The sequence below is a fragment of the Actinoallomurus liliacearum genome, assembly GCF_039542035.1.
GTDB lineage: Bacteria > Actinomycetota > Actinomycetes > Streptosporangiales > Streptosporangiaceae > Actinoallomurus > Actinoallomurus liliacearum.
In genome coordinates, this window is the sequence record NZ_BAABHJ010000022.1 from 112,875 (window position 1) to 135,808 (window position 22,934).

18 protein-coding genes are annotated in these 22,934 nt (G+C 69.6%); 9 read left to right on the top strand and 9 right to left on the bottom strand.

Annotated features, from left to right (window positions below):
- Positions 1–191 precede the first annotated feature (191 nt).
- The 4 genes from ABD978_RS27880 (at position 192) to ABD978_RS27895 (ending at position 4,765) form a co-directional block, all read left to right on the top strand.
- Positions 192–1,658, top strand: coding sequence for a sugar ABC transporter ATP-binding protein (locus tag ABD978_RS27880; protein WP_345360877.1), 1,467 nt, complete (start codon positions 192–194; stop codon positions 1,656–1,658).
- A gap of 35 nt (positions 1,659–1,693) precedes the next feature.
- Positions 1,694–2,677: an ABC transporter permease gene (locus tag ABD978_RS27885; RefSeq protein WP_345360880.1), complete on the top strand. Its 984-nt coding sequence runs from the start codon at positions 1,694–1,696 to the stop codon at positions 2,675–2,677.
- Between the two features lie 62 nt (positions 2,678–2,739).
- Positions 2,740–3,708, top strand: coding sequence for a sugar ABC transporter substrate-binding protein (locus tag ABD978_RS27890; protein WP_345360883.1), 969 nt, complete (start codon positions 2,740–2,742; stop codon positions 3,706–3,708).
- Positions 3,698–4,765, top strand: coding sequence for an ABC transporter permease (locus ABD978_RS27895; RefSeq protein ID WP_345360886.1), 1,068 nt, complete (start codon positions 3,698–3,700; stop codon positions 4,763–4,765). Before ABD978_RS27890 ends, ABD978_RS27895 begins: the two co-directional genes overlap by 11 nt.
- Before the next feature lie 21 nt (positions 4,766–4,786).
- On the opposite strand, the gene ABD978_RS27900 is transcribed toward ABD978_RS27895, so the two are convergent.
- Positions 4,787–5,980: an ROK family protein gene (locus ABD978_RS27900; RefSeq protein ID WP_345360889.1), complete on the bottom strand. Its 1,194-nt coding sequence runs from the start codon at positions 5,978–5,980 to the stop codon at positions 4,787–4,789.
- A gap of 329 nt (positions 5,981–6,309) precedes the next feature.
- On the opposite strand from ABD978_RS27900, the gene ABD978_RS27905 reads away from it, so the two are divergent.
- From ABD978_RS27905 to ABD978_RS27925, 5 genes are all read left to right on the top strand, one after another.
- Positions 6,310–7,317 (top strand): carbohydrate ABC transporter permease, encoded by a 1,008-nt coding sequence (locus tag ABD978_RS27905; RefSeq protein ID WP_345360892.1) that lies wholly within the window; start codon positions 6,310–6,312, stop codon positions 7,315–7,317.
- Positions 7,318–7,327: 10 nt separating this feature from the next.
- Positions 7,328–8,236 (top strand): carbohydrate ABC transporter permease, encoded by a 909-nt coding sequence (locus tag ABD978_RS27910; RefSeq protein ID WP_345360895.1) that lies wholly within the window; start codon positions 7,328–7,330, stop codon positions 8,234–8,236.
- Positions 8,233–10,677 (top strand): glycosyl hydrolase family 95 catalytic domain-containing protein, encoded by a 2,445-nt coding sequence (locus tag ABD978_RS27915; protein ID WP_345360898.1) that lies wholly within the window; start codon positions 8,233–8,235, stop codon positions 10,675–10,677. The genes ABD978_RS27910 and ABD978_RS27915 overlap by 4 nt, the downstream gene beginning before the upstream one ends.
- 79 nt (positions 10,678–10,756) lie before the next feature.
- Entirely contained in the window at positions 10,757–12,109 is a 1,353-nt protein-coding gene (locus ABD978_RS27920) for an ABC transporter substrate-binding protein (protein WP_345360901.1), read from the top strand.
- Positions 12,110–12,230: 121 nt separating this feature from the next.
- Positions 12,231–14,420, top strand: a complete 2,190-nt coding sequence (locus ABD978_RS27925; RefSeq protein WP_345361004.1) for an alpha-galactosidase — start codon at positions 12,231–12,233, stop codon at positions 14,418–14,420.
- 132 nt (positions 14,421–14,552) lie between these two features.
- Here ABD978_RS27925 and ABD978_RS27930 read toward each other — a convergent pair whose 3' ends face one another.
- The 8 genes from ABD978_RS27930 to ABD978_RS27965 form a co-directional block, all read right to left on the bottom strand.
- Positions 14,553–15,425, bottom strand: a complete 873-nt coding sequence (locus ABD978_RS27930) for an amidohydrolase family protein (RefSeq protein WP_345360904.1) — start codon at positions 15,423–15,425, stop codon at positions 14,553–14,555.
- 13 nt (positions 15,426–15,438) lie between these two features.
- Complete coding sequence (locus ABD978_RS27935) at positions 15,439–16,443, bottom strand: aldo/keto reductase (RefSeq protein WP_345360907.1); 1,005 nt, start codon at positions 16,441–16,443, stop codon at positions 15,439–15,441.
- Positions 16,440–16,817: a nuclear transport factor 2 family protein gene (locus ABD978_RS27940; RefSeq protein ID WP_345360910.1), complete on the bottom strand. Its 378-nt coding sequence runs from the start codon at positions 16,815–16,817 to the stop codon at positions 16,440–16,442. The genes ABD978_RS27935 and ABD978_RS27940 overlap by 4 nt, the downstream gene beginning before the upstream one ends.
- Before the next feature lie 16 nt (positions 16,818–16,833).
- Positions 16,834–17,904 (bottom strand): ABC transporter permease, encoded by a 1,071-nt coding sequence (locus ABD978_RS27945; RefSeq protein WP_345360913.1) that lies wholly within the window; start codon positions 17,902–17,904, stop codon positions 16,834–16,836.
- Positions 17,901–19,406: a sugar ABC transporter ATP-binding protein gene (locus ABD978_RS27950; protein WP_345360916.1), complete on the bottom strand. Its 1,506-nt coding sequence runs from the start codon at positions 19,404–19,406 to the stop codon at positions 17,901–17,903. The genes ABD978_RS27945 and ABD978_RS27950 overlap by 4 nt, the downstream gene beginning before the upstream one ends.
- Before the next feature lie 65 nt (positions 19,407–19,471).
- On the bottom strand, positions 19,472–20,524 hold the full coding sequence (locus tag ABD978_RS27955; protein ID WP_345360919.1) for a sugar ABC transporter substrate-binding protein: 1,053 nt from the start codon (positions 20,522–20,524) through the stop codon (positions 19,472–19,474).
- Positions 20,521–21,786 (bottom strand): mandelate racemase/muconate lactonizing enzyme family protein, encoded by a 1,266-nt coding sequence (locus tag ABD978_RS27960; protein ID WP_345360922.1) that lies wholly within the window; start codon positions 21,784–21,786, stop codon positions 20,521–20,523. The genes ABD978_RS27955 and ABD978_RS27960 overlap by 4 nt, the downstream gene beginning before the upstream one ends.
- 177 nt (positions 21,787–21,963) lie before the next feature.
- A complete protein-coding gene (locus ABD978_RS27965) occupies positions 21,964–22,893 on the bottom strand; it encodes a LysR family transcriptional regulator (protein ID WP_345360925.1) in 930 nt (309 codons plus the stop codon).
- Positions 22,894–22,934: the final 41 nt, after the last annotated feature.

Here is a 22,934-nt window from a genome sequence, read left to right on the forward strand (position 1 = left end):
ATCGCGTCGGGAGCGAGGCAGGACGCAGCGCCAGGGGCCGGCCCGACCGGCGGCTGCGAGAGCGTGACGGCCGACGGGCCGCGAGCTCACCACCGTATATGTGACCGGGACTTCAATGGAGGGATCATGTCTGAGCACCGCGGATGGAGCCACCGGCGGTGAGTCCGGCGCCCGCGATCGCAGTCGGCAACGTGTCGAAGTCATTCGGCGGTGTCGCAGCCGTGAAGGACGTCTCGTTCACCGTCTCGAGCGGCGAGGTCGTCGCGCTGGCCGGGGAGAACGGCGCCGGCAAGTCCACCATCAAGAACATCATCGGCGGGACCCTGCGACCCGACTCCGGCCACGTCGACCTCGGCGGCGCGATCGCCACCGCAGACGTGAAGGGGGCGAGGCATTCCGGCGTGGCGACCGTGCACCAGGAGACCAGCCTGTTCCCGGACCTCACGGTCGCCGAGAACATCCTGATCGGCCACCTCGGGTCCCGCGCCATGATGGTCCGGCCCGGACGCCTGCGGCGCACCGCCGCGCCCATTCTCCAGCGTGTCGGCGCCGGCTTCGGCCCGGAGGCGATCGTGCGCGATCTGTCCGCCGGGCAGCGTCAGCTGGTCGAGATCGCCAAGGCACTGGCGGCCGAGCCGCGTGCCATCGTGTTCGACGAGCCGACCGCTTCGCTGAATCTCGCCGAGCGTGAACTGATCATGCGGATCGTCGACCAGCTGCGCGGCGATGGGGTCGCCGTCCTGTACATCACGCACTACCTCGAAGAGATCACCAGACTCAGCCAGCGCGTCGTGGTCATGCGGGACGGGCGCGTCGTGGCGGACCGGCCGACGAGCGAGCTCGACCGCGCCACGCTCGAGTCCCTCATGGTGGGACGCGAACTCGCGCAGGGCTACCCGGCCCTCCCCCAGCCCCGGCCTGAGATCACGCTGTCGGTGCGCGGGCTGAGCGACGACGCCCGCGTCAGCGACATCTCGTTCGACGTCGCTCGAGGGGAGATCTTCGGGCTGGCCGGGCTGATGGGTTCGGGGCGCACCGAGGTCGCCCGAGCGGTATTCGGGCTCGCCGGCAGGACCGGGCGGATCGAGCTGGACGGACGGCGGCTGCGGCGCGGTGACGTACGCGCCTCCATCGGAGCGGGAATCGCGTTCGTCACAGAGGATCGCCGGCACGAGGGGCTGTTCCTCGAGCGGCCGATTCGCGAGAGCCTGTCCATCGTCGATCTCGGCTCGGTATGCCGCTCCCGCCTGATCGGCCGGCTCGACAACCGCGCCGAACGCCGTCTCACCGAGGAACTCGCCGACAAGGTGCGCCTGGTAGCCCGCGGCGGCTTGAACGCGGGCGGCGGCTCGCTGAGCGGCGGCAACCAGCAGAAAGTGGTGCTCGGCAAGTGGCTGAGCAGGCCGCCCCGCCTGATCATCCTCGATGAACCCACCCGGGGCATCGACGTGGGCGCCAAGGCGGAGATCTACCGGCTTCTCGTCGACCTGGCCGAGGCCGGCTCGTCGATCCTGCTCATCAGCTCGGAGATGGAGGAGGTGCTCGGGCTGAGCCATCGCGTCGGCGTCATGCACGACGGCCGGCTGGCGGGCGTCCTCGACCGGTCGCAGGCGACGCAGGAGGCCGTCATCCGCCTCGCCACGGGCGGTGCCCGATGAAGCCGCCGGCCGCGGCGTACGGCCGGCTTCGCGCAGTGGTGCGACGGCAGCCCCTGCTGCCGGTCCTGGTGGTCCTGCTGATCGTTCTGGCGGGTCGCTACGACGGATTCGCCACGACGGCGAACTTCCGCAACATCGCCGTCCAGGCGAGCCCTTTGATCATCGCCGCGGTCGGCGCGACGTACGTGATCATCACCTCGGGGATCGACCTCTCCGTCGGCTCCGTGCTCTTCCTGGCGGCTGCGATCGAGTCCAGCCACGCGCTGATCGGCGAGCCGGCCGGCATCGTGTTCGTCGCCATCGGCGCGGCGGGGCTGACCATGGGCCTGCTCAACGGCGCGGCGGTCGCGCTGACCCGCGTGCCGGCGCTCATCGTCACGCTCGCCACGATGCAGGTGTACCGCGGCCTGGGTGGTCATATCACCCGCCAGCAGGACATCAACCTTCCCGCGCACCTACGCGGCATCGGCACCGGGACCCTGCTCGGCGTGCCCGCGCCGGTCCTGCTCGCGGCGCTGGCGGCACTCGGCGGCGGCCTGGTGTTCAGCCGGACCACGTTCGGCAGATACGTCCAGGCGGTGGGTTCCAACCGCGGTGCCGCCCTGAACGCCGGCATCCCCGTCAGGACGGTGACCGCCGGGGTCTACGTACTGGCCGGGCTGCTGGCCGCCGTCGCCTCCCTCGCGCAGACCGCCCGTCTCGGCGCCGTCCAGCCCTCCATCGGCCAGGGCTATGAGCTGACGGTCATCACGGCCGTGGTGCTCGGCGGTACCAGCCTGTTCGGAGGACGGGGAAGCATCACCGGGACCGTGCTCGGCGCCCTCGTGCTCACGACCGCCCAGACCGGCCTGGTCTTCTCCGGGGCCTCGCCGTACGTCTTCGACATCGTCCGCGGCGGTGTCCTGCTCGTCGCCGTCATCGCCGCGGCGGCGCGGTGGCGGAATCTCGCTCAGACCATGCGACCGACCGGCCGTTCCTCGACGCCCTCGGACGAGGGCCGGACGGTGTCGACGGCCTGAGCCGGCGCGAATCGATCAAAGGGAGCAACATGCAACGTTTCAGAGTCATTCGGTATGCGGCCGTGATCACGGCGTTTTCGCTCGTGCTCGCCGGATGCGGTTCGACGTCCGGCTCAGGAGGGTCGAAGAAATCCGGTAAGAAGGTCACCATCGGGGTGAGCTTCGACCTGCTCAACGCGATCCGGCAGGCGGAGAAGTCGGCGATCGAGAAGGCGGCCAAGGCGGCCGGGTACGACGTCGTCTTCGACGTCGCGGACAAGGACGCGCAGAAGCAGACCTCTCAGATCCAGGACCTGATCCAGACCCGCAAGGTCGACGCGGTGATCGCGATCGCTCAGGACGGGCAGCAGATCGCCTCCTCGATCGCCCTGGCGAAGGCCCGTAAGGTCCCGTTCATCGCGGTCGACCGGGCGGTCACGGACAAGGCGAACACCACGTTCCAGATCACCGGCGACCCGGCGGCCGACGGCAGGCTGTCCGCGCAGGAATTCATCGATGCGGCCAAGACCACACCGCTGAAGGTTCTGGAGTTGGTGGGTGCGCTGACCGACCAGAACGCGATCGGCCGCCGGGACGGGTTCAACACCGCAGTCAGCGGCAACCCGAAGGTCACCGTCGTCAGCCAGGTCCCCACCAACTGGGACCCGTCCCAGGCCCTGGACGGAACCTCCAACGCGCTGCAGAAGAACCCCGCCATCAACGCGATCTTCGTTCCGTCGGACTTCCTCCTGCCATCCGTACAGTCCGCGCTCACCTCGGCCGGGCGACTCGCCCCGATCGGGGATCCCAAGCACGTGTTCATCGTGACCATCGACGGCGACCAGAACGGCTGCAAGGCCATGAAGAACAAGACCCTCGACGCCGATATCGCCACCCCCGTCGACGAGTTCGGCGAACAGGCCGTCGCGGCGATCACCACGGCCCTGGACGGGAAGGCCGTCACACCCCGGACCGTCCAGAGCAAGGGTCTGTCCCTCAACCAGGCCGACTACGCCACGACCAGCGCGCGGGTGTGGGGCTGTGGCGCCTGAGTCCACTCACGGGGAGAGCCCCGCCCAGGCGCCCTCCCCCGCGCGCCCCGCCCTGGTCGCCGACACCGTCCCGCAGCCGGCGCGCACGCCATGGCTGCGCGATCCGGCCCGCCGTCCCGGCTGGCCGGCCGACCTCTCGATGCTGCCCGCGCTGGTCCTGCTGATCGCCGTCCTGAGCCTTTTCACCGATGGCCTGCTGACGCCCTCGAACATCACCAACGTCTTCAGCCAGTCGGCGGTGGTCGCGATCGCGGCGATCGGCGCGACATTCGTGATCCTGACCGGCGGCATCGACCTGTCCACCGGAAGCGTGATCGGTGCCAGTGGTGTCGCCGGCGCGTGGATCATCACCAGCACCCACAGCGTCGCCGTGGGCATCGCCGCGGGACTGCTCACCGGAACCGCGATCGGGCTGGCGGTGGGAGTCGTCGTCGCGAGACTGCCCGTGGTGCCGTTCGCCGTGACCCTCGCCGCCCTGTACGTCGTGAGCGGCGGCACCACGCTGCTCAGCCATGGCAAGACGATCGCCCCGGTGCCCGCCGGTTTCATCGACTTCAGCATCGATGGTCCCGGCGGCGTTCCGTACGCCGTGTGGCTGGCCGTCGGGCTGTACGTCCTCGCGCAACTCGCCCTGACGCGCACCGCGTGGGGCCGCCGCGTCGTGTACGTCGGAGCGAACGCCGAGGTCGCCCGGATCAGCGGCGTCGACGTCGCCCGGACAAAGACGAGCGTCTATGCCGTGGCCGGCCTGTCCTCGGCGATGGCGGGAATGGTGCTGACCTCCGGGCTCGCCGGGGCGGGCGCGAGCATGGGCAGCCCGTTGCTGCTCAACATCGTCGGTGCCGTCGTCCTGGGCGGCACCAGTCTGTTCGGCGGACGCGGCAGCATGCTGCGCACCGGCATCGGTGTCCTCTTCCTGGGATTCCTCTCCAACGGAATGAGCCTGCTCGGCCTGCCTTCGTACGACCAGCAGATCGTCACCGGCGTCCTCATCTTCGCGGCCGCCTCCGCGGACGGGCTACTGCGCCGGCTGAGGCCGAGCCTCACCCTCGCGTGAGGGATGTGCGGAGGGTGGAGATCAGTTCCGTGACTTGGCCGGAAGGCTCTTCGGGCCTCTCGACCGCCGCTCCGGCGTCACCAGTTCCCGTGCCGCGACGGCGGCGCCGCCACGCGCCCACTCCTCGAACGGCAGCGGGCGCACGATCAACTCGCACTCCGCGGCCGCGCCGAACGCCTGGGCGGCGAACGTCTGCCGGATCTGCTCGGCGAACAGGTCGTAGGAACCGACGCCCTCGCCCGAGATGATGATGCGCTCAGGGCCGACCAGGTTGGCGACCGAGGCGATGGCCAGTCCCAGGACGTGGCCGGCGCGGGCGAACACCTCGTTCGCGGCCGGATCTCCGTTGTGCGCGAGCCGGACGGCCTGCCCTATCGAGAGACGGGGGTCGCCGGTGGCCTGCCGCACCTGTTCGACGATGGCCTGCGTGGAGGCTATCGCCTCGACGCAGCCGACGTTGCCGCACGTGCAGACCCGGTCACCGCCGCCGATGGGCAGGTGGCCGATCTCGCCGGAGACGCCATGCGCGCCGGCGACGAGATGCCCGTCGATGGACAGCCCGCAGCCGATGCCGGCCCCGATCGTGACGAGGGCGAAGGAACGCACCTCGGCGCCTGCCCCGAACCATTGCTCGGCGACCGTGAGCGCGCGAACGTCGTTCTCGATCACGGTCGGGAGCCCCGTGGCCTCCTCCACGAGTTGCGCCAGCGGAACTCCCTGCCAGTTCAGGAACGGGGAGTGGTGCACCGCACCGGTCTGCCGGTCGACGTCTCCGGAGATCGTCACCCCGAGGCCGTGAACCTCGGGCTCATGCGTCCCGGATGCCGACACCAGTTTCTCGACCATCGCTCCGATGGCGCGTACGACGCTGCCCACGTCGCGTGAATCCAGCTCCGCGCGCCGGGCGGCGAGGGACGTGGCGGTGAGGTCGGTGCGTACCCCGATCAGCTCGTCCGCGGTCACCTTGACCCCGAGGAAGCCGGCGCGTTCGGCGCGGACCGCGATCAGGGTCGCCGGACGGCCCGTCATGCGATCCCCGGCCGGGCGTCCCAGCTCGGCGATCCAGCCGTCGTCGAGCAACGGCGTCGCGGCCTTGGTGACCGCCCCGGAGGACAGGCCCGTTCGGCGACCGATCTCGGCCCGTGTCAGGGGACCGTGGGCGAGCAGGGTCCGGAAGACCAGCGTGGCGGCCGGTGCCTGGTTCGGAAGCTCCACCCGTCGATCATAGCCTTCCAACGGAAGCTAACAAGAGGTTCTGCCCCGTAATCTCATCGCCTCCAGGGCTTAATCTGCTGGAAATAATATATTGACACTGGAAGCAAACGGCTCCTAATCTGCTCCTACCCAGCACCCCGAGCCGGGGGCATCCCCGATGGCCGTGGCGTGAGCGCCCCAGGCCCACGTCGCCGCCGGCCTCAAGCAACCAATCTCGGTCCTCAGCCCCAGCTCGCGCATGCCCGAAAGTCGGGTGCGCCCGCTCTCCGGCTGCGCGGGGCCGCCGGTTCCCTTCATCCATCGACATGTTCACGCGAAAGGAGAGCGCGATGGCGGCGATTCCAGAGCAGGACGCGCCCGCGCCGGCGAAGCTGCTCGCCAAAGGCACCGGCACCACCGGTACCCTCGGCGTTCCGCGACGCCGGTCAGGCGGGCGCGGGACCGGCCGGCGGGCGGCACCGGTCGCCGGCCGCCGCCGGGACGCCCTGGTGGCCTGGCTGTTCATCCTCCCCGCCCTGGTCGGCTTCCTGCTCTTCGTCGCCTATCCGACGCTGCGCGGGGTCTACCTCAGCTTCACCGACTTCCACGTGCTCACGCCGCCGAAGTGGGTCGGCCTGGCCAACTTCCGGGAGCTGATCTCCGACGGGGTCTTCTGGCACTCGCTCGGCGTGACCGTCTATTTCGTGGTGCTGTCAGTGGTCTTCGGGATCCTCGTCTCGCTGGTCACAGCGGTGATCCTTCACCGGCTCACCAGATCGACGGTGATCAGGGGCCTGATCCTGCTGCCGTTCCTCATCTCCGGTGTCGTGGCGGCACTCGTGTGGGCGTGGATGCTCGACCCGCAGCTCGGCATCGTCAACATCGTCATCCACCGACTGACCGGCCACCGGATCCTGTTCCTCGGCACGGGCGGCTGGGCGATCCCCTCGATCGCGATGATCAGCGTCTGGAAGTCGATGGGGTACAACGCGGTGCTCATCTTCGCCGGCCTGCAGACCATTCCCGAGCAGGTGTACGAGGCCGGCCGGCTGGACGGGGCCAGCGAGACGCAGATGTTCCGGCGCCTCACGGTACCGCTGCTGCGCCCGATCCTCGTCATGGTCGTGGTCCTGCAGATGATCGGTTCCTTCCAGGTCTTCGACCTGGTCCAGGTGACGACCCAGGGCGGCCCGGCCAACGCCTCCAACGTGCTGCAGATGTACATCTACCGGAAGGCCTTCGGGGAGTTCGACTTCGGGTACGCGGCGACGATGTCGCTGGCCCTGTTCGTGATGCTCATGGCGATCACATTCCTGCAGCTGCGCATCGCCCGCGCCAACGAGTCGGATCTGGGCTGAGGAGGCCGCCATGCCCGTGACAACAGCCCTTACGGCGCGACGCACACAGTGGTCCTTCGGCCGCCTCATGGCGTGGGTCTACATCGCCGCCGTCATCGTCGTCACGATATTCCCGTTCTACTGGATCCTGCGGACGGCGCTGTCGAACAACCACGCGCTGCCGACCGACCCGTCGTCGCCGCTGCCGGTGGGGTTCACGCTCGGCGCGTTCAAACGTGCGCTCGGGATCGCAAGCCCCGCCGAGGCGGTCGCGCAAGGCGGCTCCGGCGCCTCCCTCGACACAGCGCTCTACCTGCGCAACTCGGTGATCTACGCCTCGGTCCTGACCGTCTGCGTCGTCTTCTGCTCGGCGCTCGCGGCGTACGCGTTCGCGCGGTTGCGCTGGAAGGGACGCAATGTCGTCTTCACCGTGCTGCTGTCCGCGCTGATGGTCCCGGGCATCTTCCTGCTGCTGCCGAACTTCGTGCTGGTCAAGAATCTCGGGCTGACCAACACGTTCGCCGGAATGGTCCTGCCCGGCGCGCTCTTCTCCGCGTTCAACATCTTCTTCCTGCGGCAGTTCATGCTCGGCATCAGCCGTGAGGTCGAGGAGGCGGCGTTCATCGACGGCGCCGGTCCGGTCCGCGTCTTCTTCAGGATCATCCTGCCGATGACCGCCGCGCCGATCGCGACCCTGTCGCTCCTGACCTTCATCACCGCCTGGAACGACTACCTCTGGCCGCTGCTCGTCACCAATGACGACAGCGTGCGGCCGCTGACCCTCGCGCTCGCCGTCTTCAGACAGTCCTCGCCGCAGACCGCACCGGACTGGGCGGGACTGATGGCGGCCACCCTGATCGCCGCGCTGCCGATGCTCCTGCTGTTCATGGTCTTCGGCCGGCGCCTTGTCAACTCCATCGGCTTCACGGGAATCAAATGAGCAACGAACCACGGGATGACCGTCACTCCGGCGACCTGCGCCTGTCCTGGCCGCGGCCGGCCGCCGACTTCTTCGAGGCGGCGCCGGTCGGCAACGGACGGCTCGGCGCCATGGTGTTCGGCGGCCTTCACCGCGCCAGGTTCCAGGTCAACGACTCGACGGTCTGGTCGGGGACACCGGCCGGCCCCGACGCGGGGCTGGCCGACGTCCTCGCCGCCGGCGCCGGTCCGGAGCGGCTGGAGGAGGTCCGCGAGGCCGTCCGCGCGGAGGACTACCGGCGGGCCGAGGCCCTGCTGATGTCCTTCGAGGGCCCCTACACCCAGGAATACCTGCCGTACGTCGACCTGTGGATGTCGCTGGCCGCGGACGGTGACGCCGAGTACCTGGGCCGGACGCTGAACCTGGACGACGGCGTCGTCGGCGAGACGATGCGCTTCGGCGCCCGTACGGTCCGGCGGTCCACCTGGGCGAGCCGGCCGGCCCAGGCGATCTGCGTGGCCGTCGCCGTCGAGGGCGGCGTCGTCGACATGAGCCTGGAGTTGGCGTCCCAGCTCCGGGTGGTGCGCCGGACGGTGGACGCGTCCGGCTTCGACCTGGAGGTCGAGTTCCCCGTCGACGGCGCGCCGCTCCACGAGCCGACCGTCGCCGAGCCGCTGCGCTACGCCGACACGCCGCCCGACGGCTACGACCCGTTCGGCGCGGCCGCCGTCCGGATCGACACGGACGGCACGGTGACCGTCGAGGGAGACGTCTGGTCGGTGCGCGGCATGTCGCATGCCCTGATCACTCTCGCCAGTTCGACGAGCCCGGCCGATGTCTGGGCGGGAAATCCGGCGGTCACGCGGGAGCGGCACCACGAACGTGCCGCGCACACCGCGGAGTCGGCCCGCGCGACGGGCACCGACGCGTTGCTCGGCGCGCACCGTGCGGACCTGCGCGGGCTGCTGGACACGACGAGCCTCACGGTCGGCGCCCACCGCGCCGGGACGTTCGACGTACGGTCCGACGTGCTCTCCGGCGACGACGAGGGGCTCGTCGCGACGGTGATCTTCCAGCTGGGCCGGTACCTGCTCGCGTCGGCGTCCCGGCCGGGCGGCGGGCCGCCCGCCAATCTGCAGGGCATGTGGAACGCCGAGCTGCGTCCGCCCTGGTCGTCGAACTACACGATCAACATCAACACGGAGATGAACTACTGGGGCGCCGAGACCGCCGGTCTGAGCGAGTGCCACGAGCCGCTGTTCGCCCTCATCGAGCGGCTCCGCGCGAACGGGAGCCGCGTCGCCCGCGAGCTGTACGACTGCCGCGGCTGGGTGGCGCACCACAACACCGACATGTGGGGCTGGGCGCTGCCCGTGGGCATGGGGCACAGCGATCCGTCCTGGGCGATCTGGATGATGGGCGGCGTCTGGCTGGCCCAGCACCTGTGGGACCGCTTCGACTTCACCCGCGACACCGCCTTCCTCCGTGAACGGGCCTGGCCGACGCTGCGCGCCTGCGCGGAGTTCTGTCTCGACTGGCTGGTCGAGGCGGAGGACGGCGGGCTGGACACCGTGCCCTCCACGTCGCCGGAGAACCACTTCATCTCCCGTCACGGCACCCCGGAGGCGCTGTCGGTCTCGACGACGATGGACATGGCGCTCATCCGCGCGTTGTTCACGCGATGCCTGGAGGCCGCCCGGATCGCGGGGATGGAGGACGATCCGGTGTGCGCGGAGATCAGGGCCGCGCTGCCGCGGCTGAGGCCGCCGCGGCTCACGGCGGACGGACGGCTGCGGGAATGGGGTGCGGACCACCCCGACGAGGATCCGGCCCACCGGCATGTGTCGCACCTGGTCGGCGTCCATCCGCTCGGGCAGATCGACCCGGAGACGACGCCCGACCTCGCGGCCGCGGCGACTCGCGTGCTGGACGTCCGCGGGCCCGGCGCGATGGGCTGGTCCTGGTCGTGGAAGATCGCGCTGCGTGCCCGGCTCGGCGACGCCGCGACGGCCCGGAGCCTGTTCCTGGAGGCGACCCGCCCGTTCCCCGGTGACCCGGCGGTGCTCGCGCCGGCCGACGGCTCGGAGTGGGGCGGCCTGCTGCCCAATCTCCTCAGCACCCATCCGCCGTACCAGATCGACGGCAACTACGGCCTCATGGCGGCGCTCCTGGAAATGGTCGTGCAGAGCCACAGCGGCGCCATCCGGCTGCTTCCGGCCGTGCCCGGCGAGTGGCCCGACGGATCGGTGCGGGGAGTGCGGTGCCGCGGCGGATGGGCGGTCGACCTCAGCTGGCGGGGTGGCGCGCTGGTCTCCTGCGCCGTCCGCAACACGGTGCCCGGCGGCGCGCGCACCGTACGGATCCGCCACGGCCAGGCGGCGGCCGATCTCACGCTGGCGGGACACGAGGAGGTCCGGCTCGGGCCGGACCTGGAGGAGGCCGGAAGGACGGCGGACCGATGAACGCCGGCCTCGGGGATCCAAGGACGTCGGGGGACATGACCGCGCACGCGGGTCGTGCGGGAAGCGAGGAACAATGAGAATGCGGAGTCTGTGCGCGATCGCCGCGGCGGTGGTGCTGGCGACGGCCGGCTGCGGCAGCGGCAACGGCGGCGCGTCCGGGGCGAAGACCATCAACTGGTGGACGTGGGACGACAAGCAGGCCCAGGCGTATCAGACGTGCGCCACGGCGTTCGAGCAGGCCAATCCCGGCGTCACGGTGAAGATCTCCCAATATGACGTCCAGGACTACTTCACGAAACTGACCTCTGGATTCGTCTCCGGGAACGCTCCCGACGCCTTCCAGGACAGCGTGCAGTACTTCCCGATGTACGCGAGCCAGGGACAGCTGAAACCGCTCGACGACTTCATCGCCAAGGACCATTTCGACCTGTCCCGGTTCTCGGTCGGCGTCAACTCGTGGAAGTACACGGACGGCAAACAGTACGGTCTCCCGCTGGACTGGGCCGCGACCGCCATCTACTACAACAAGGACATGCTGGCCAAGGCCGGCTACACCGCCAAAGACGTCGAATCGCTGACCTGGAACCCCGACAACGGCGGGACGTTCGACAAGATGGCCGCGCACCTGACGGTCGACACGAAGGGCAGGCGCGGCGACCAACCCGGCTTCGACAAGTCGCACATCGCCACGTACGGGACGGGCCTGCTGAACACCGGCGACTACCTCGGGCAGACGACCTGGAGCTCCTTCGTCTCCACACTCGGCTGGAAGATGAGCGACAAGGACACCTGGCCCACGCGGTTCAACTATGACGACCCCCGGTTCGTCAAGAGCATGGGCTACTTCCGCAGCCTCGCGGACCGCGGCTTCGAGCCGAAGTTCGGCCAGTTCACCTCGGGGAACGGCCAGGCCATCATCAGCGACATCGACCTCCTCGGCTCCGGCAAGGTCGCGATGGAGACGTCCGGCTCGTGGAGCGTGGCGAGCTTCGCCAAACTGTCCAAGGTCAAGGTGGGCATCGCGCCGACCGTGCTCGGCCCCGATGGCAAGACCCGGACGGTGCTGAGCAACTCCAACGGCAACACCATCTGGGCCGGCACCAAGAACCCCGACCTGACGTGGAAGTGGATCTCCTACATGGGTTCGGAGGCCTGCCAGACGGCGGCCGGCAAGAGCGGCACGTTCTTCCCGTCGATCTCCGCCTCGATGGACGCCTCGGCCCAGGCGCTGGCCTCCCAGGGCGTGGACCTGTCGGTCTTCACCCAGACCCTGAAGCGCGGTGAGCTGTACCCGGCCGTCGTGCATACGAACGGCGCCGCGATCGAGTCCACGATCAAGCCGCTACTCGAGGCGTACTTCTCCCACCAGCGCAATGACGACGTCTTCCCGGAGCTGGCGCAGAAGAGCCAGCAGATTCTGACGAAGAAGTAACGCGACGGCGTCCCGGCACGGTACGGCGTCTCCGCAGGGCTCCGTACCGTGCCGGGCGCTGCCCTGCGGCCGTCCGCCGCAGGAGTCCACATCCGGCTTCACCTCGGGGAGAGGCTTGACCATGCACGTCCCGAAGATCGTCCAGTTGCGCGCGGGCGGCACCAGCGTCGTCGTGGAGCTGGCCGAACCGGTTCCCAGGGTGCTCCACTGGGGCACGGACCTCGGCGAGCTGTCCGATGACGCGCGCGCCGCGCTGAAGCTGACGGCCGAGCCCGCGGTCCTGAACAACTCTCCCGACGTACCGCGGCACCTGTCCATCTGGCCGACGGAGGCCGAGGGATGGTCGGGCACGCCGGCGCACGAGGGACATCTCGACGGAACGGCGACCGCGCCGCGCCCGTGCCTCACCGACACGCGGCACCGGCCGCTGCCCGACGGCGGCGCCGAGCTCGTCATGACACTCGCCGACGACGTCTCCGATGTCGACATCGTGGTCGGCTACCGGCTCGGCGCCTCAGGCGTTCTGGCCGTCGACGCGGCCGTGACCCGCCGTACCACGGCGCGGAGCGAGGGGCGTTACCAGCTCGGAGGCGTGTCCACTCTCCTGCCGTTGCCCCGGCGGGCCGGCGAGATCCTCGACTTCACCGGCAAGTGGTGCCGGGAGCGGGCACCGCAGCGCCGGCCGCTCGCCTTCGGCGGCCACGTCCGGGAGGTCCGGCGGGGGAAGCCGGGCCACGACTCCCCGTACCTGATGGTCGCCGGCGTGCCCGGCTTCGGCTTCCGGTACGGCGAGGTCTGGGGCGTGCACGTCGCGTGGAGCGGGAACCAGCGGTACCTGGTCGAGCAGCTGCCGGAGGGCGCGGGCGTGCACGCGGCCGTTCTGGGCGGCGGTGAGCTGCTCAAGCCGGGCGAGATCGCGCTGGGCCCCGGGGAGACCTACCGGACGCCCATCTGCCATTTCGCCTGGTCCGACGCCGGCCTGGACGGGCTCGCCGACCGCTTCCACGACATGCTCCGGGCCCGGCCGGAACATCCGGCCGGACCCAGGCCCCTGACGCTCAACACCTGGGAGGCGGTCTACTTCGACCACGACCTGGACCGGCTGACCGCCCTGGCGGACCGTGCCGCCGAGATCGGGGTCGAGCGGCTCGTGCTCGACGACGGCTGGTTCCGGGGCCGGCGCGACGACACCGCCGGTCTCGGGGACTGGTTCGTGGACGAGAATGTCTGGCCTCAGGGGCTAACGCCGCTGGTCGACCACGTCCACGGGCTCGGCATGCAGTTCGGTCTCTGGTTCGAGCCCGAGATGATCAACCTTGAGTCCCGGCTGGCCCGCGAGCACCCCGACTGGATCCTCGGCTCGTCCGCCGGTCTCGGCCCGTCGGCCCGGCACCAGTACGTGCTGAACCTCGCCAATGAGCAGGCATGGTCCTACATTCTGGAACGCGTCGACGCGCTCGTCGGCCGGTACGCCGTCGACTACTTGAAGTGGGACCACAACCGCGACCTGCACGAGGCGGTGTTCCGTGACGCCACCGGCGCCGACCGGCCCGCGGTGCACGCGCAGACCGTGGCGCTGTACCGCCTGCTCGACGCTCTCAAGGAGAGGCATCCGGCGTTGGAGATCGAGTCGTGTGCGGGCGGCGGCGGGCGGGTCGACCTGGGGATCCTCGCGCGGACCGACCGTGTCTGGGCCTCCGACTGCAACGACCCGGTCGAACGCCAGACGATCCAGCGCTGGACCGGCCAACTGCTGCCTCCGGAGCTCGTCGGCGCGCACGTCGGTGCCGCGGAGGCGCACACCACGCGGCGGGTGACCACGGACTCGTTCCGCCTGATCACCGCGCTGTTCGGGCACGCCGGCATCGAGGCGGACCTCACGCGGTGCTCCCCGGAGGAGCTGGAGCGGCTGGCGTCGTGGGCGGCGCTGTACCGGGAGTTCCGTCCGCTCCTGCACCACGGCCGGGTGGTCCGCGCGGACACCGGTGACGACGCGACCATCCTGCACGGCGTGGTCGCGCGCGACCGGACGAGCGCGCTGTACTGCTGGTCCCGCCTGGCCACGTCCCCCGAGGCGCAGTCGGGCCGGGTGCGGCTACCGGGGCTGGACGCGGCCGGCGACTACCGCGTACGGATACGTACCGACGTCGGCCACCCCTCCGCACACCAGGCGGCGCCGCCCGCATGGGTCGCCCAGGCGATGGATGAGTGGACCGCCCTTCCCGGCGCGGTCCTCTCCCGGACCGGCGTCCCCATGCCCACGCTCAACCCCGAACAGGCCATGCTGATCGAGGTGCGCGCATCGGTGTAAGGAGGAGCCGTGGCGTCCCGGTCCGAGACGGTGGCCCGAGGAAGTCCTCCGGGCCACTCGTCCCGCTTGCGGGTGTTGGCCTTCGGCAGGAGATCGGATGAGGCCAGGCCCGTGGGGCCTGGCCTCTCCTGGTCAGCCCGTGGGGCGGTCCCCCAGACGGTAGAAGGCGTGAGCCGTGCCGCCGAAGAGCGCCGCGGTCTCGGCCGCGCTCAACGTGCCGATGGCCGCGGTCAACCCCTCGATGACGGACTCGTACGTGCCGGCGAGCAGGCAGACGGGCCAGTCGGATCCGAACATGAGGCGGTCCGCGCCGAACCACTCGTGAACACGAGCGACGAACGGCCGGAGATCGTCGGGGGTCCAGGCACTCCAGTCCGCCTCAGTGATCATGCCGGAGAGCTTCACCGTCACGTTGGGGCATCGCGCGAGAACCGGCATCCACTCGGCCCACGGCTCGTCGGCGCCCGCGGCGATCGCCGGTTTGGCGATGTGGTCGACGACGAAGTTCAGCTCCGGCAGCGCCCTGACCGTCTCGACCGTCGCCGGCAGTTCCCGCGCCCGTACGAGAAGGTCGTAGCCGAGACCACGCTCGGCCACGGCGCGCAGGCCCCGGCGCACGTCGTCGCGGCACAGCCAGTTCGGATCGGGCTCGTCATGTACCTGATGGCGGATGCCGACGAGGAACCGGCCGTCATCGCCGGTGAGGAGGGCGTCCAGGGCGTCTCCCACGGCCGGCGAGGTGAGGTCGACCCAGCCGACGACTCCGCGGACGAACGGTGTCGAAGCCGCGATGCGGAGGAACTCCCGGGTCTCGTTCTCGTCCGACACGGTCTGGACGAGGACGGTTCCGGTGATGTCGGCGGCGTCGACCATGGGCTGCATGTCGCGCGGCCCGAACGCCCTCCGTACAGGGTCCATCTCCGGTCCGGCCATCCACGGGTAGGTGTAACGGCGCGGATCCCAGAAGTGGTGGTGGGCGTCGATGCGCTCGGTGCGCTCGTCCATCGGGTGAGCCTTTCTACTCTGGGCACGGTGCGTCGGGTCGGAGCAGGTCCGCCGCGCGAAGGTCGGCCCACAGGGCCGCGGGGATGTCGACGGACAGTAGCCCGAGGTCCATGTCGAGCTCGCCGAGTGACCTGGGCCCGAGAAGCACGCTGCACACCTGCGGGTGGGCGAGAGGGAACTGGACGGCGGCGGCGGCCAGGGGGACGCCGTGACGATCGCAGATGCCGCGGATGCGGCGCGCGCGGTCGATGACCTCCGGGGACGCGGGGACGTAGTCGAAGGTCGTGCCCGGCTCCGGGTCGATGAGTACGCCGCTGTTGAACACTCCCCCGGCGACGACCGAGGTGGCGCGCCGTGCGCACATGGGAAGAAGCTCGTCCATCCCGCTCTGGTCGAGCAACGTGTACCGGCCGGCGAGGAGGATGACGTCGAGGTCGCACTCGCGGACGAGTTCCGTCAGGACCGGGGTGCGGTTCATGCCCGCGCCGATGGCCTGAACCCTGCCGTCGGCCCGGAGCTCGCTGAGCGCCTTGTACCCGGTGGTGCTCGCCTGGTCGAAGTGGTCGTCGGGGTCGTGCAGGTGGAGGATGTCGAACCGGTCCACCCCGACCCGCTGCATGCTCTCTTCCACGGACCGGCGGATGCCGTACTCGCTGAAGTCCCATACGGGGCCGGCGGACGGGACGTCCTTGTAGAAGGGTTCCCCGTCGAAGTACTGGCTCTCGTCGCGGGGAGCGCCTTCGCGCAGGAGCCTGCCGACCTTCGTGGAGATCACGAGCTCGTCTCGCGGAATGTCGGCGATCGCCGCTCGGACGCGCCGTTCGGCGAGGCCGTGTCCGTACAGCGGGGCGGTGTCGAGGTAACGGATGCCGCGGTCCAGTGCTCGCGCGATGACCGCCGTGGCGTCCTCGTCGCTGATGGGACGCAGGAAGTTGCCGAGTGAGGCGGTTCCAAGGCCGATCCGTGGCACGCGCAGCCCGGTGTCGCCGATCTGTACGGTCGTGTGCAGGTCGATCACCGGCGGCCTCCTGGCGTCGGGAACTGGGTGGGGTCGAAGTAGGCGCGGACCGAGTCGAACCTGCCGTCGCGTACCCGCACGACATTGACGCCTCGGATCGGGATCCGCGCGCCGTCGTGGTCGATGAGGACCGCTTCCCATTCGAGGCACGCCTCGTCACCGGAGCCGATCTCGTGGGTGATGGTGACCTCCAGGCCGGGGAAGGTGTCGCCCATCGCGTCGTAGAAGGTGCGGATCTCCGCATGACCGTGGAGCGGACCGGATACGGGATGGAAGACGGCGTCCTCGTGGAAGTGGGACAGGATGCGGGCGATGTCCCGGCTTTCTTCGGCGCGCCAGTAGGACTCGGACACTTCTCGTGGGGTGGCGGGCATGGGGTCTCCTCCTTCGCTAATTGCGGGCTTGGCTCGGGTGGCGCCGTTCGAGACGCTGCCGTCTCAGGATGTTGCGCCAGGTGTGCCGGAACACCTCATCGACGCCGACGGCGAAGATGAGCACGCCGCCTTGGACGATGTACTGGTAGAACGTTGACACGCCCAGCAGGTTGAGGCCGTTGTTCAGGACGCCCACGATCAGGACACCGACGATCGAACCGATGATCTTCCCTTGTCCTCCGGTGATGGCGGTACCGCCGAGGACCACGGCGACGATGACGTCGAACTCGAAGCCGGTGCCGGAGTTGGGGTCGCCGGTGGCGATGCGGGAGTTCAAGAGGATGCCCGCGACGCCCGCGGCGAGGCCGGAGAGGATGTAGAGGGTGACTCGGGTGCGGTTGATCGGGATGCCCGAGAGGCGTGCGGCCTCCTGATTGCCGCCGCTGGCGACGGTCCACCGGCCGAGGATGGTCTTGCGCTCGACGAAGATCATGACGAGGGCGGTCACAGCGAAGATCGCGACGGGGACCGGGACCGGTCCCACGTCAGAGGTCGCCAGGTCGTTGAAGGAGAACGGCACTCCGGTGACCGGGGACCCGCCGGCGACGACGTTCGCCAGGCCGCGGCCGATGTACATGGTGCCGAGAGTGGTGATCACCGGGTTGATCCTCATCCCGACGATGAGGAAGGCGTTGAGGGCCCCGATGACGCCGCCCGCCAGAGCGCCCATGAGGAACGCCCATCCGAGGGGCCAGTGGGCGTCGGCGACGAACTTGGCGGCGGTGACGCCGGCGACGGCGATGATCGAGCCGACGGACAGGTCCAGGCCGCCGGCGACCATGACGGGAGTGACCAGGCACGCGGATATGCCGATGAAGGAGACCTGGCCGAGGACGTTGGTGATGTTCTGGGACGTCGTGAACTGGCTGGTCGCGAACGACAGCCACACGCTCAGGGCGATGAGGATGCCGAGGTTCATGACGAGCGTCTTGCTCGTCGGCCGGGCGAACCAGACTTTCAGCCCGGAGCCGATCGAGGACCTTCGCGCCGGGACGGCGTCGGAGGTGATGCCTTCCATACCGGTCATGCCGCCTCCCCGTGCGCGGCGCGCAGCAGCGCTTGTTCGGACACGTCGTCGCTCGTGTACGTGGCCGCGACCGCACCGTGGAAGAGGACGATGACGCGATCGGACAGGCCGAGGACCTCGGGCAGTTCGGAGGACAGCAGCAGGACCGCCGTACCGTCGGCGGTGAGCTCCGAGATGAGACGGTAGATCTCCTCCTTGGCGCCGATGTCGACACCGACGGTGGGGTCGTCGAGGATCAGCAGCCTGGAGCCGCCGAGCATCCATCGGCCGAGAACGACCTTCTGCTGGTTTCCGCCGGAGAGCGCCGCGATGCTCTGGCCCGTCGACGCCGCCTTGAGCCGGACCCGCCGGGCCATCTCCTCGACGAGGTGCCGACGCCGCCGGTTACGGATGACGCCCCACCTGGTGTAGAGCCATGGCCGTCCCGAGCTCATGTTGTCCGTGATCGACAGCAGCGGGAACATCGCCTGGGTGGTGCGTTCCTCCGGCACGAGGCCGATGCCGGCGCGGGCGGCTCGGTAGGGATTCCGCCTGCGGCCGGTGGGCGCGGTGGGTGTCTCGATCAGGCCACTGCCGATCGGGTCGGCCCCGAAGACGGCGCGGGCGAGTTCGGTACGGCCGGAGCCGAGCAGTCCGTAGACGCCGAGGATCTCGCCGGCGTGCAGGTCGAAGCCGATCCCCTGGAGCCCGGTCGGGGTGGTCAGGTCCCGTACTCGGAGCACGACCTCCTCACGTGCGTCGGAGGTCTTGCGGAAGACGTGAGAGGCGTCGCGGCCGATCATCAGCTGGATGACGTCGGCGGTGCTGGTCTCGGCGGCGGTGCTGGTGCCGACGGTCCGGCCGTCGCGCAGGACGGTCAGCCGGTCGCTGACGGAGAGCACCTCTTCCAGCCGATGCGAGACGTAGATGATGCCGATGCCGCTGTCGCGCAGCTCGAGCAGCACTTGATGCAGGTGCTCCACCTCTTCGGTGCCCAGCGAGGCGGTGGGCTCGTCGAGGATCAGCAGCTTCGTCCGCCGCAGCAGCGCTCGGGCGATCTCGACGAGCTGCCGTTCGCCGGCGCGCAGGCTCGCGGCGGTCCGGTTCAGGTCGATTCGCATGCCCAGGCGGGCCAGGACCTCGTGGGTCGCCTCCCGCTGCCGGCCGTCGCGCAGGTAACCGAACAGCCGTTGCTCGTTGCCGAGCACGACGTTCTCCGCGACAGTGAGCTGCGGAACCAGGTTGGCGTGCTGGAAGATGACGCTGATGCCGCGGCTCATCGAGTCGGCTCGCGAGCCCAACTCGACGGCCGCTCCGTCGAACGTGATCGTTCCCGAGTCCGGCCTGACGGCGCCCGCGAGGGTCTTGATCAGCGTCGACTTACCGGCTCCGTTCTCCCCTAGGAGCGCGTGGATCTCGCCGCGGTCGACCACGAGGTTCGCACCTCGCAGTGCCCGCACGCCGTCGTAGCTCTTGGTCAGCTCATCGATCACGAGCAGGTCGGTGCCGCTCGCCGTGTGCATCGTGTCTCCTCGCCGTTGCTCATGCGTCCGTGGACGCGTCGTCGCCCGGGGCGCTCGGTGCGGGTTCATTTGCCGACACAGGGCAGGTTCGCCGTCGCGAAGTACTCGGACTTGTTGAAGTCGTTCGCGGCGGTGCAGTCGGGCCCGAGCGGCTTGTCGGGTACGTTCGCGGTGTAGGCGCTGCGCGGCGGGATCTTGCCGCTGATCATCTGCCGCGTGGTGTCGATCAAGGTCTGGGCCACCTCTTGGGGAGTCAGCCCGAGGTCGGCCATCAGCGGTGACGCCGGATCGGTGAGTGCGCGCAGTTCCTCGTCGGTTCCGTTGATGCTGTAGAAGTAGGTGTGGTCGGGCTTCTTGCCGGTCGCGCCGCCCAGCCCCGCGGACTTGAAGGCCTGCAGGGCCCCCATCGCCATGTCGGAGTTGCAGCCGGTGGCGATGTTGTAGCCCTTGTCGCGCTGCAGGGCGTCCTCGGCGACGGTCACCGCCGTGTTCCGGTTGGCCGCGCCGTTGACGGTCGTGATCTGGGCGTCCGGCGCGACGGACTTGACCCCCTTCTCGAAGGGCCCCATGCGGTCGTTCGCGCAACTGGAGACGCCGGTGATCGTGACGATCAGCACCTTGACGGGCTGTCCCGGGAAGTTCCGCTGGACGTACTGGGCAGCGGCCTTACCGGCGGCCTCGGTCTCCGTCTTCTCCTCCAGCCCGACGTACGGGGCGGTCACTCCGGCCCCGAACGGGATCGCCCACCCGAGCACCGGGACCTTCGCGGCCTGCGCCTGCCTGACGAGCGGAACAGCGACGTTCGCGTCGGCCGGCTGCATGATGATGCCGTCGACGCCGCGGGTGAGCAGGTTCTGCATCAGGTCCGGCGCCTTGGTGCCCTGCCCCTGCTGGTTCTCGAAGATGATCTTGATGCCCAGGCTGTCGGCGTACTTCTGCATCTGCTTCTGCTGGGCGATCTGGTAAGCGTCGGTGTCGAAGAGGATGTCGCCGATCACGAGCTTCTTGCCACCGCCGGATCCCCCGCCACCCGTGGAACTCCCGCTGCCGCACGCGCCGGTGAGCAGCGAGGCGGCCAGTGTCGAGGCCAGCAGAGCGATACCGGTTCCGCGCTTCACTGATTTTCTCCTTCGCTACGAGATTCGGCGGTCCGTGACCGATGCGGCTCGGCGGCGGTCCCGCCCTGCTCGGCGACGTGGCCGACACCGCGGATCTGCCAGTTACGGCGGGCGTCACGATGGACGGCCGTCGACGCGCCGGGAAGTTGCGGACGTTCCAGGTAGCCCTCGTTGACCACGCTGCGCTGCTCGAACGCGTCCTGGGTCCACGGGATGAACTCGACCAGCGGCGGCACGTCGCTCAGCGTCGTACCGACGAGGTGCTGGTGTACCTGCATCATGTCGCCGGCATGGGGGGCGATCCGCAGCCCGTGCGCGGCCGCGTGGTGGGCGACCTGAAGCCATTCGGTGACCCCGCCGACACGGGTCACGTCCACCTGCACCACGCGAATCGCGTCGGCCGCGATGAAATCGGCGAAGTGGTGATAGGAGTACAGGCTCTCCCCGGCGGCGATGTCGACACGCGTGGCCCGCTGCAGCCGGGCGTGCCCGTCCAGCGCGTCGGCGTGCAGGGGTTCTTCGATCCAGTCCATGCCGACCTCTTCCAGGACCGGCAGGAGCCGGCCGGCCGTCGACAGATCCCAGCGCTGGTTGGCGTCGCACATCAGGGTGATGCCGTCGCCGATCGCTCGGCGGACCGCGCGTACCCGATGGGCGTCCTCCCGCCAGTCGGGCTTGCCGACCTTGATCTTCACTCGGCGCCAGCCGCGGTCGATCAGCGAGGTCAGATCCCGCACCAGTGTGTCGACCGGATAGTTCAGCCAGCCTCCGTCGGTGTTGTAGGTCTCGATCGCCTCGGCGCTGCCGCCCAGCAGCCGCCACAGCGGCATCTCGGCCCGTTGCGCCGCGAGATCCCACAACGCGATGTCGACCATCGCCAGTGCCATGTGCACCACGCCGGCCCGGCCGAGCCAGTGGGTCGGCAGCCAGTACAACCGCTTCCAGGTCCCGAGGATGTCCTCGGACGCGGCTCCCAGCAGCGAGGGCGCGTAGTAGCGGCTGATCACATCGCACAGCAGCTCTGGAGCGCAGTGCACCCCGGAGATGCCCGTTCCGACACGTCCGTCGGCCGTGCGAATCTCGACCACGGGGACGATCCAGGACCGCAGCCCCGCCGTGGAATCGGCGATCGGCTGCTTGAGGGGGACGGCCAGCGCGTAGGTCTCCACGGACGTGATGACCGCGCCGGCGTCACCGCGCGGCAGGTCCACCAACGGCGGCGAGAGCACCCCGAACGCGTCGTCAGAGTCGTCTAGTCCCATCCCGTATCCTTTCTGAACTGCGGCGAACGCCGACCTGAGAGTTCGAGTTCGGCACACATTCAGCCACCGGCAACACGCCCGTAACAACGACGAGTTGTGGATACAAGGGATTCGAAACACGAATAACGCCGGGCGACGGGCCGCCTCAGGCGAGGGCAGAACTCGGCCCGGGACGGCTCAGTCGGGGATGGGAAGCGTGCCGGGAGGCCGCTCGCTCGCCACGGCGAGATCGATGAACGCCTGCGCGACCCGGCTCAGCGGCCGTTCGGAATGCCACCACAGGCCCACGTCGCGGTACAGGTGGGGGTCGTCGACCAGGCGTGTCTCGAGCCCGTCGCGGCGAGCCATGGTCGCCGCGAGCAGGTTGACCAACCCGAGGCCGAGCCCCGCCCGCACCATCGCGGTCAGCGTGGTCGGCTGGTGCGAGACGATCCCGACCTCGGGCTCCAGTCGACTGGAGTGCATGGCCAGCGACGCCTCGTACCCCAGGATGGGCGTGTCCAGCGGATCGCCGATCGTGATGACCGGGTACCGGGCGATCTCTTCGAGGCCGATGGACTCCTGGGCCAGGATGGGATGACCGAGGGGGGCCAGGACCACGAACGGCTCCCGCCACAGCGGCCGCCGGACCAGAGCATGATCCGCGGGTTCCGGCCGGTACGGCCGGATCGCGACCGCGGCCCGCCGTACCGACAGCGTCGACTCGATCACCTGCACGTCGCCGTCGAGAACCCCCACCTCGATCAGCGGGTTCTTCTCACGCAACCGCTTCAGCAGCGGCGGCAGGAACTCCGAGCTCGCGCTCGCGAAGCTGGCGATCGTCAGCCGGCCCGCGACCGACGTCGTCGACCGCATGTCCGACACCGTGTCGTCGACGGCGGCGATGATCGACCGTGCCCGGGGAAGCAGCCGCTTGCCCTCATCCGTCAAGGTCAGCGGGCGGGTACGCCGCTCGATCAGCGGGCATCCCAGCGCCTTCTCCAGGCTCGCGACGTGCGCCGAGATGCGGGGCTGCGACAGGTGGACGCGCGCAGCCGCTCGGGCGAAGCCGCCGGAGTCGACGACCTCCAGCCAGGAGCGCAGCCAGGTGAGCTCCAGATCGGTCATGGGCACCTCCACTGCCGCTAACAGTAATCGTGGGATGCGCG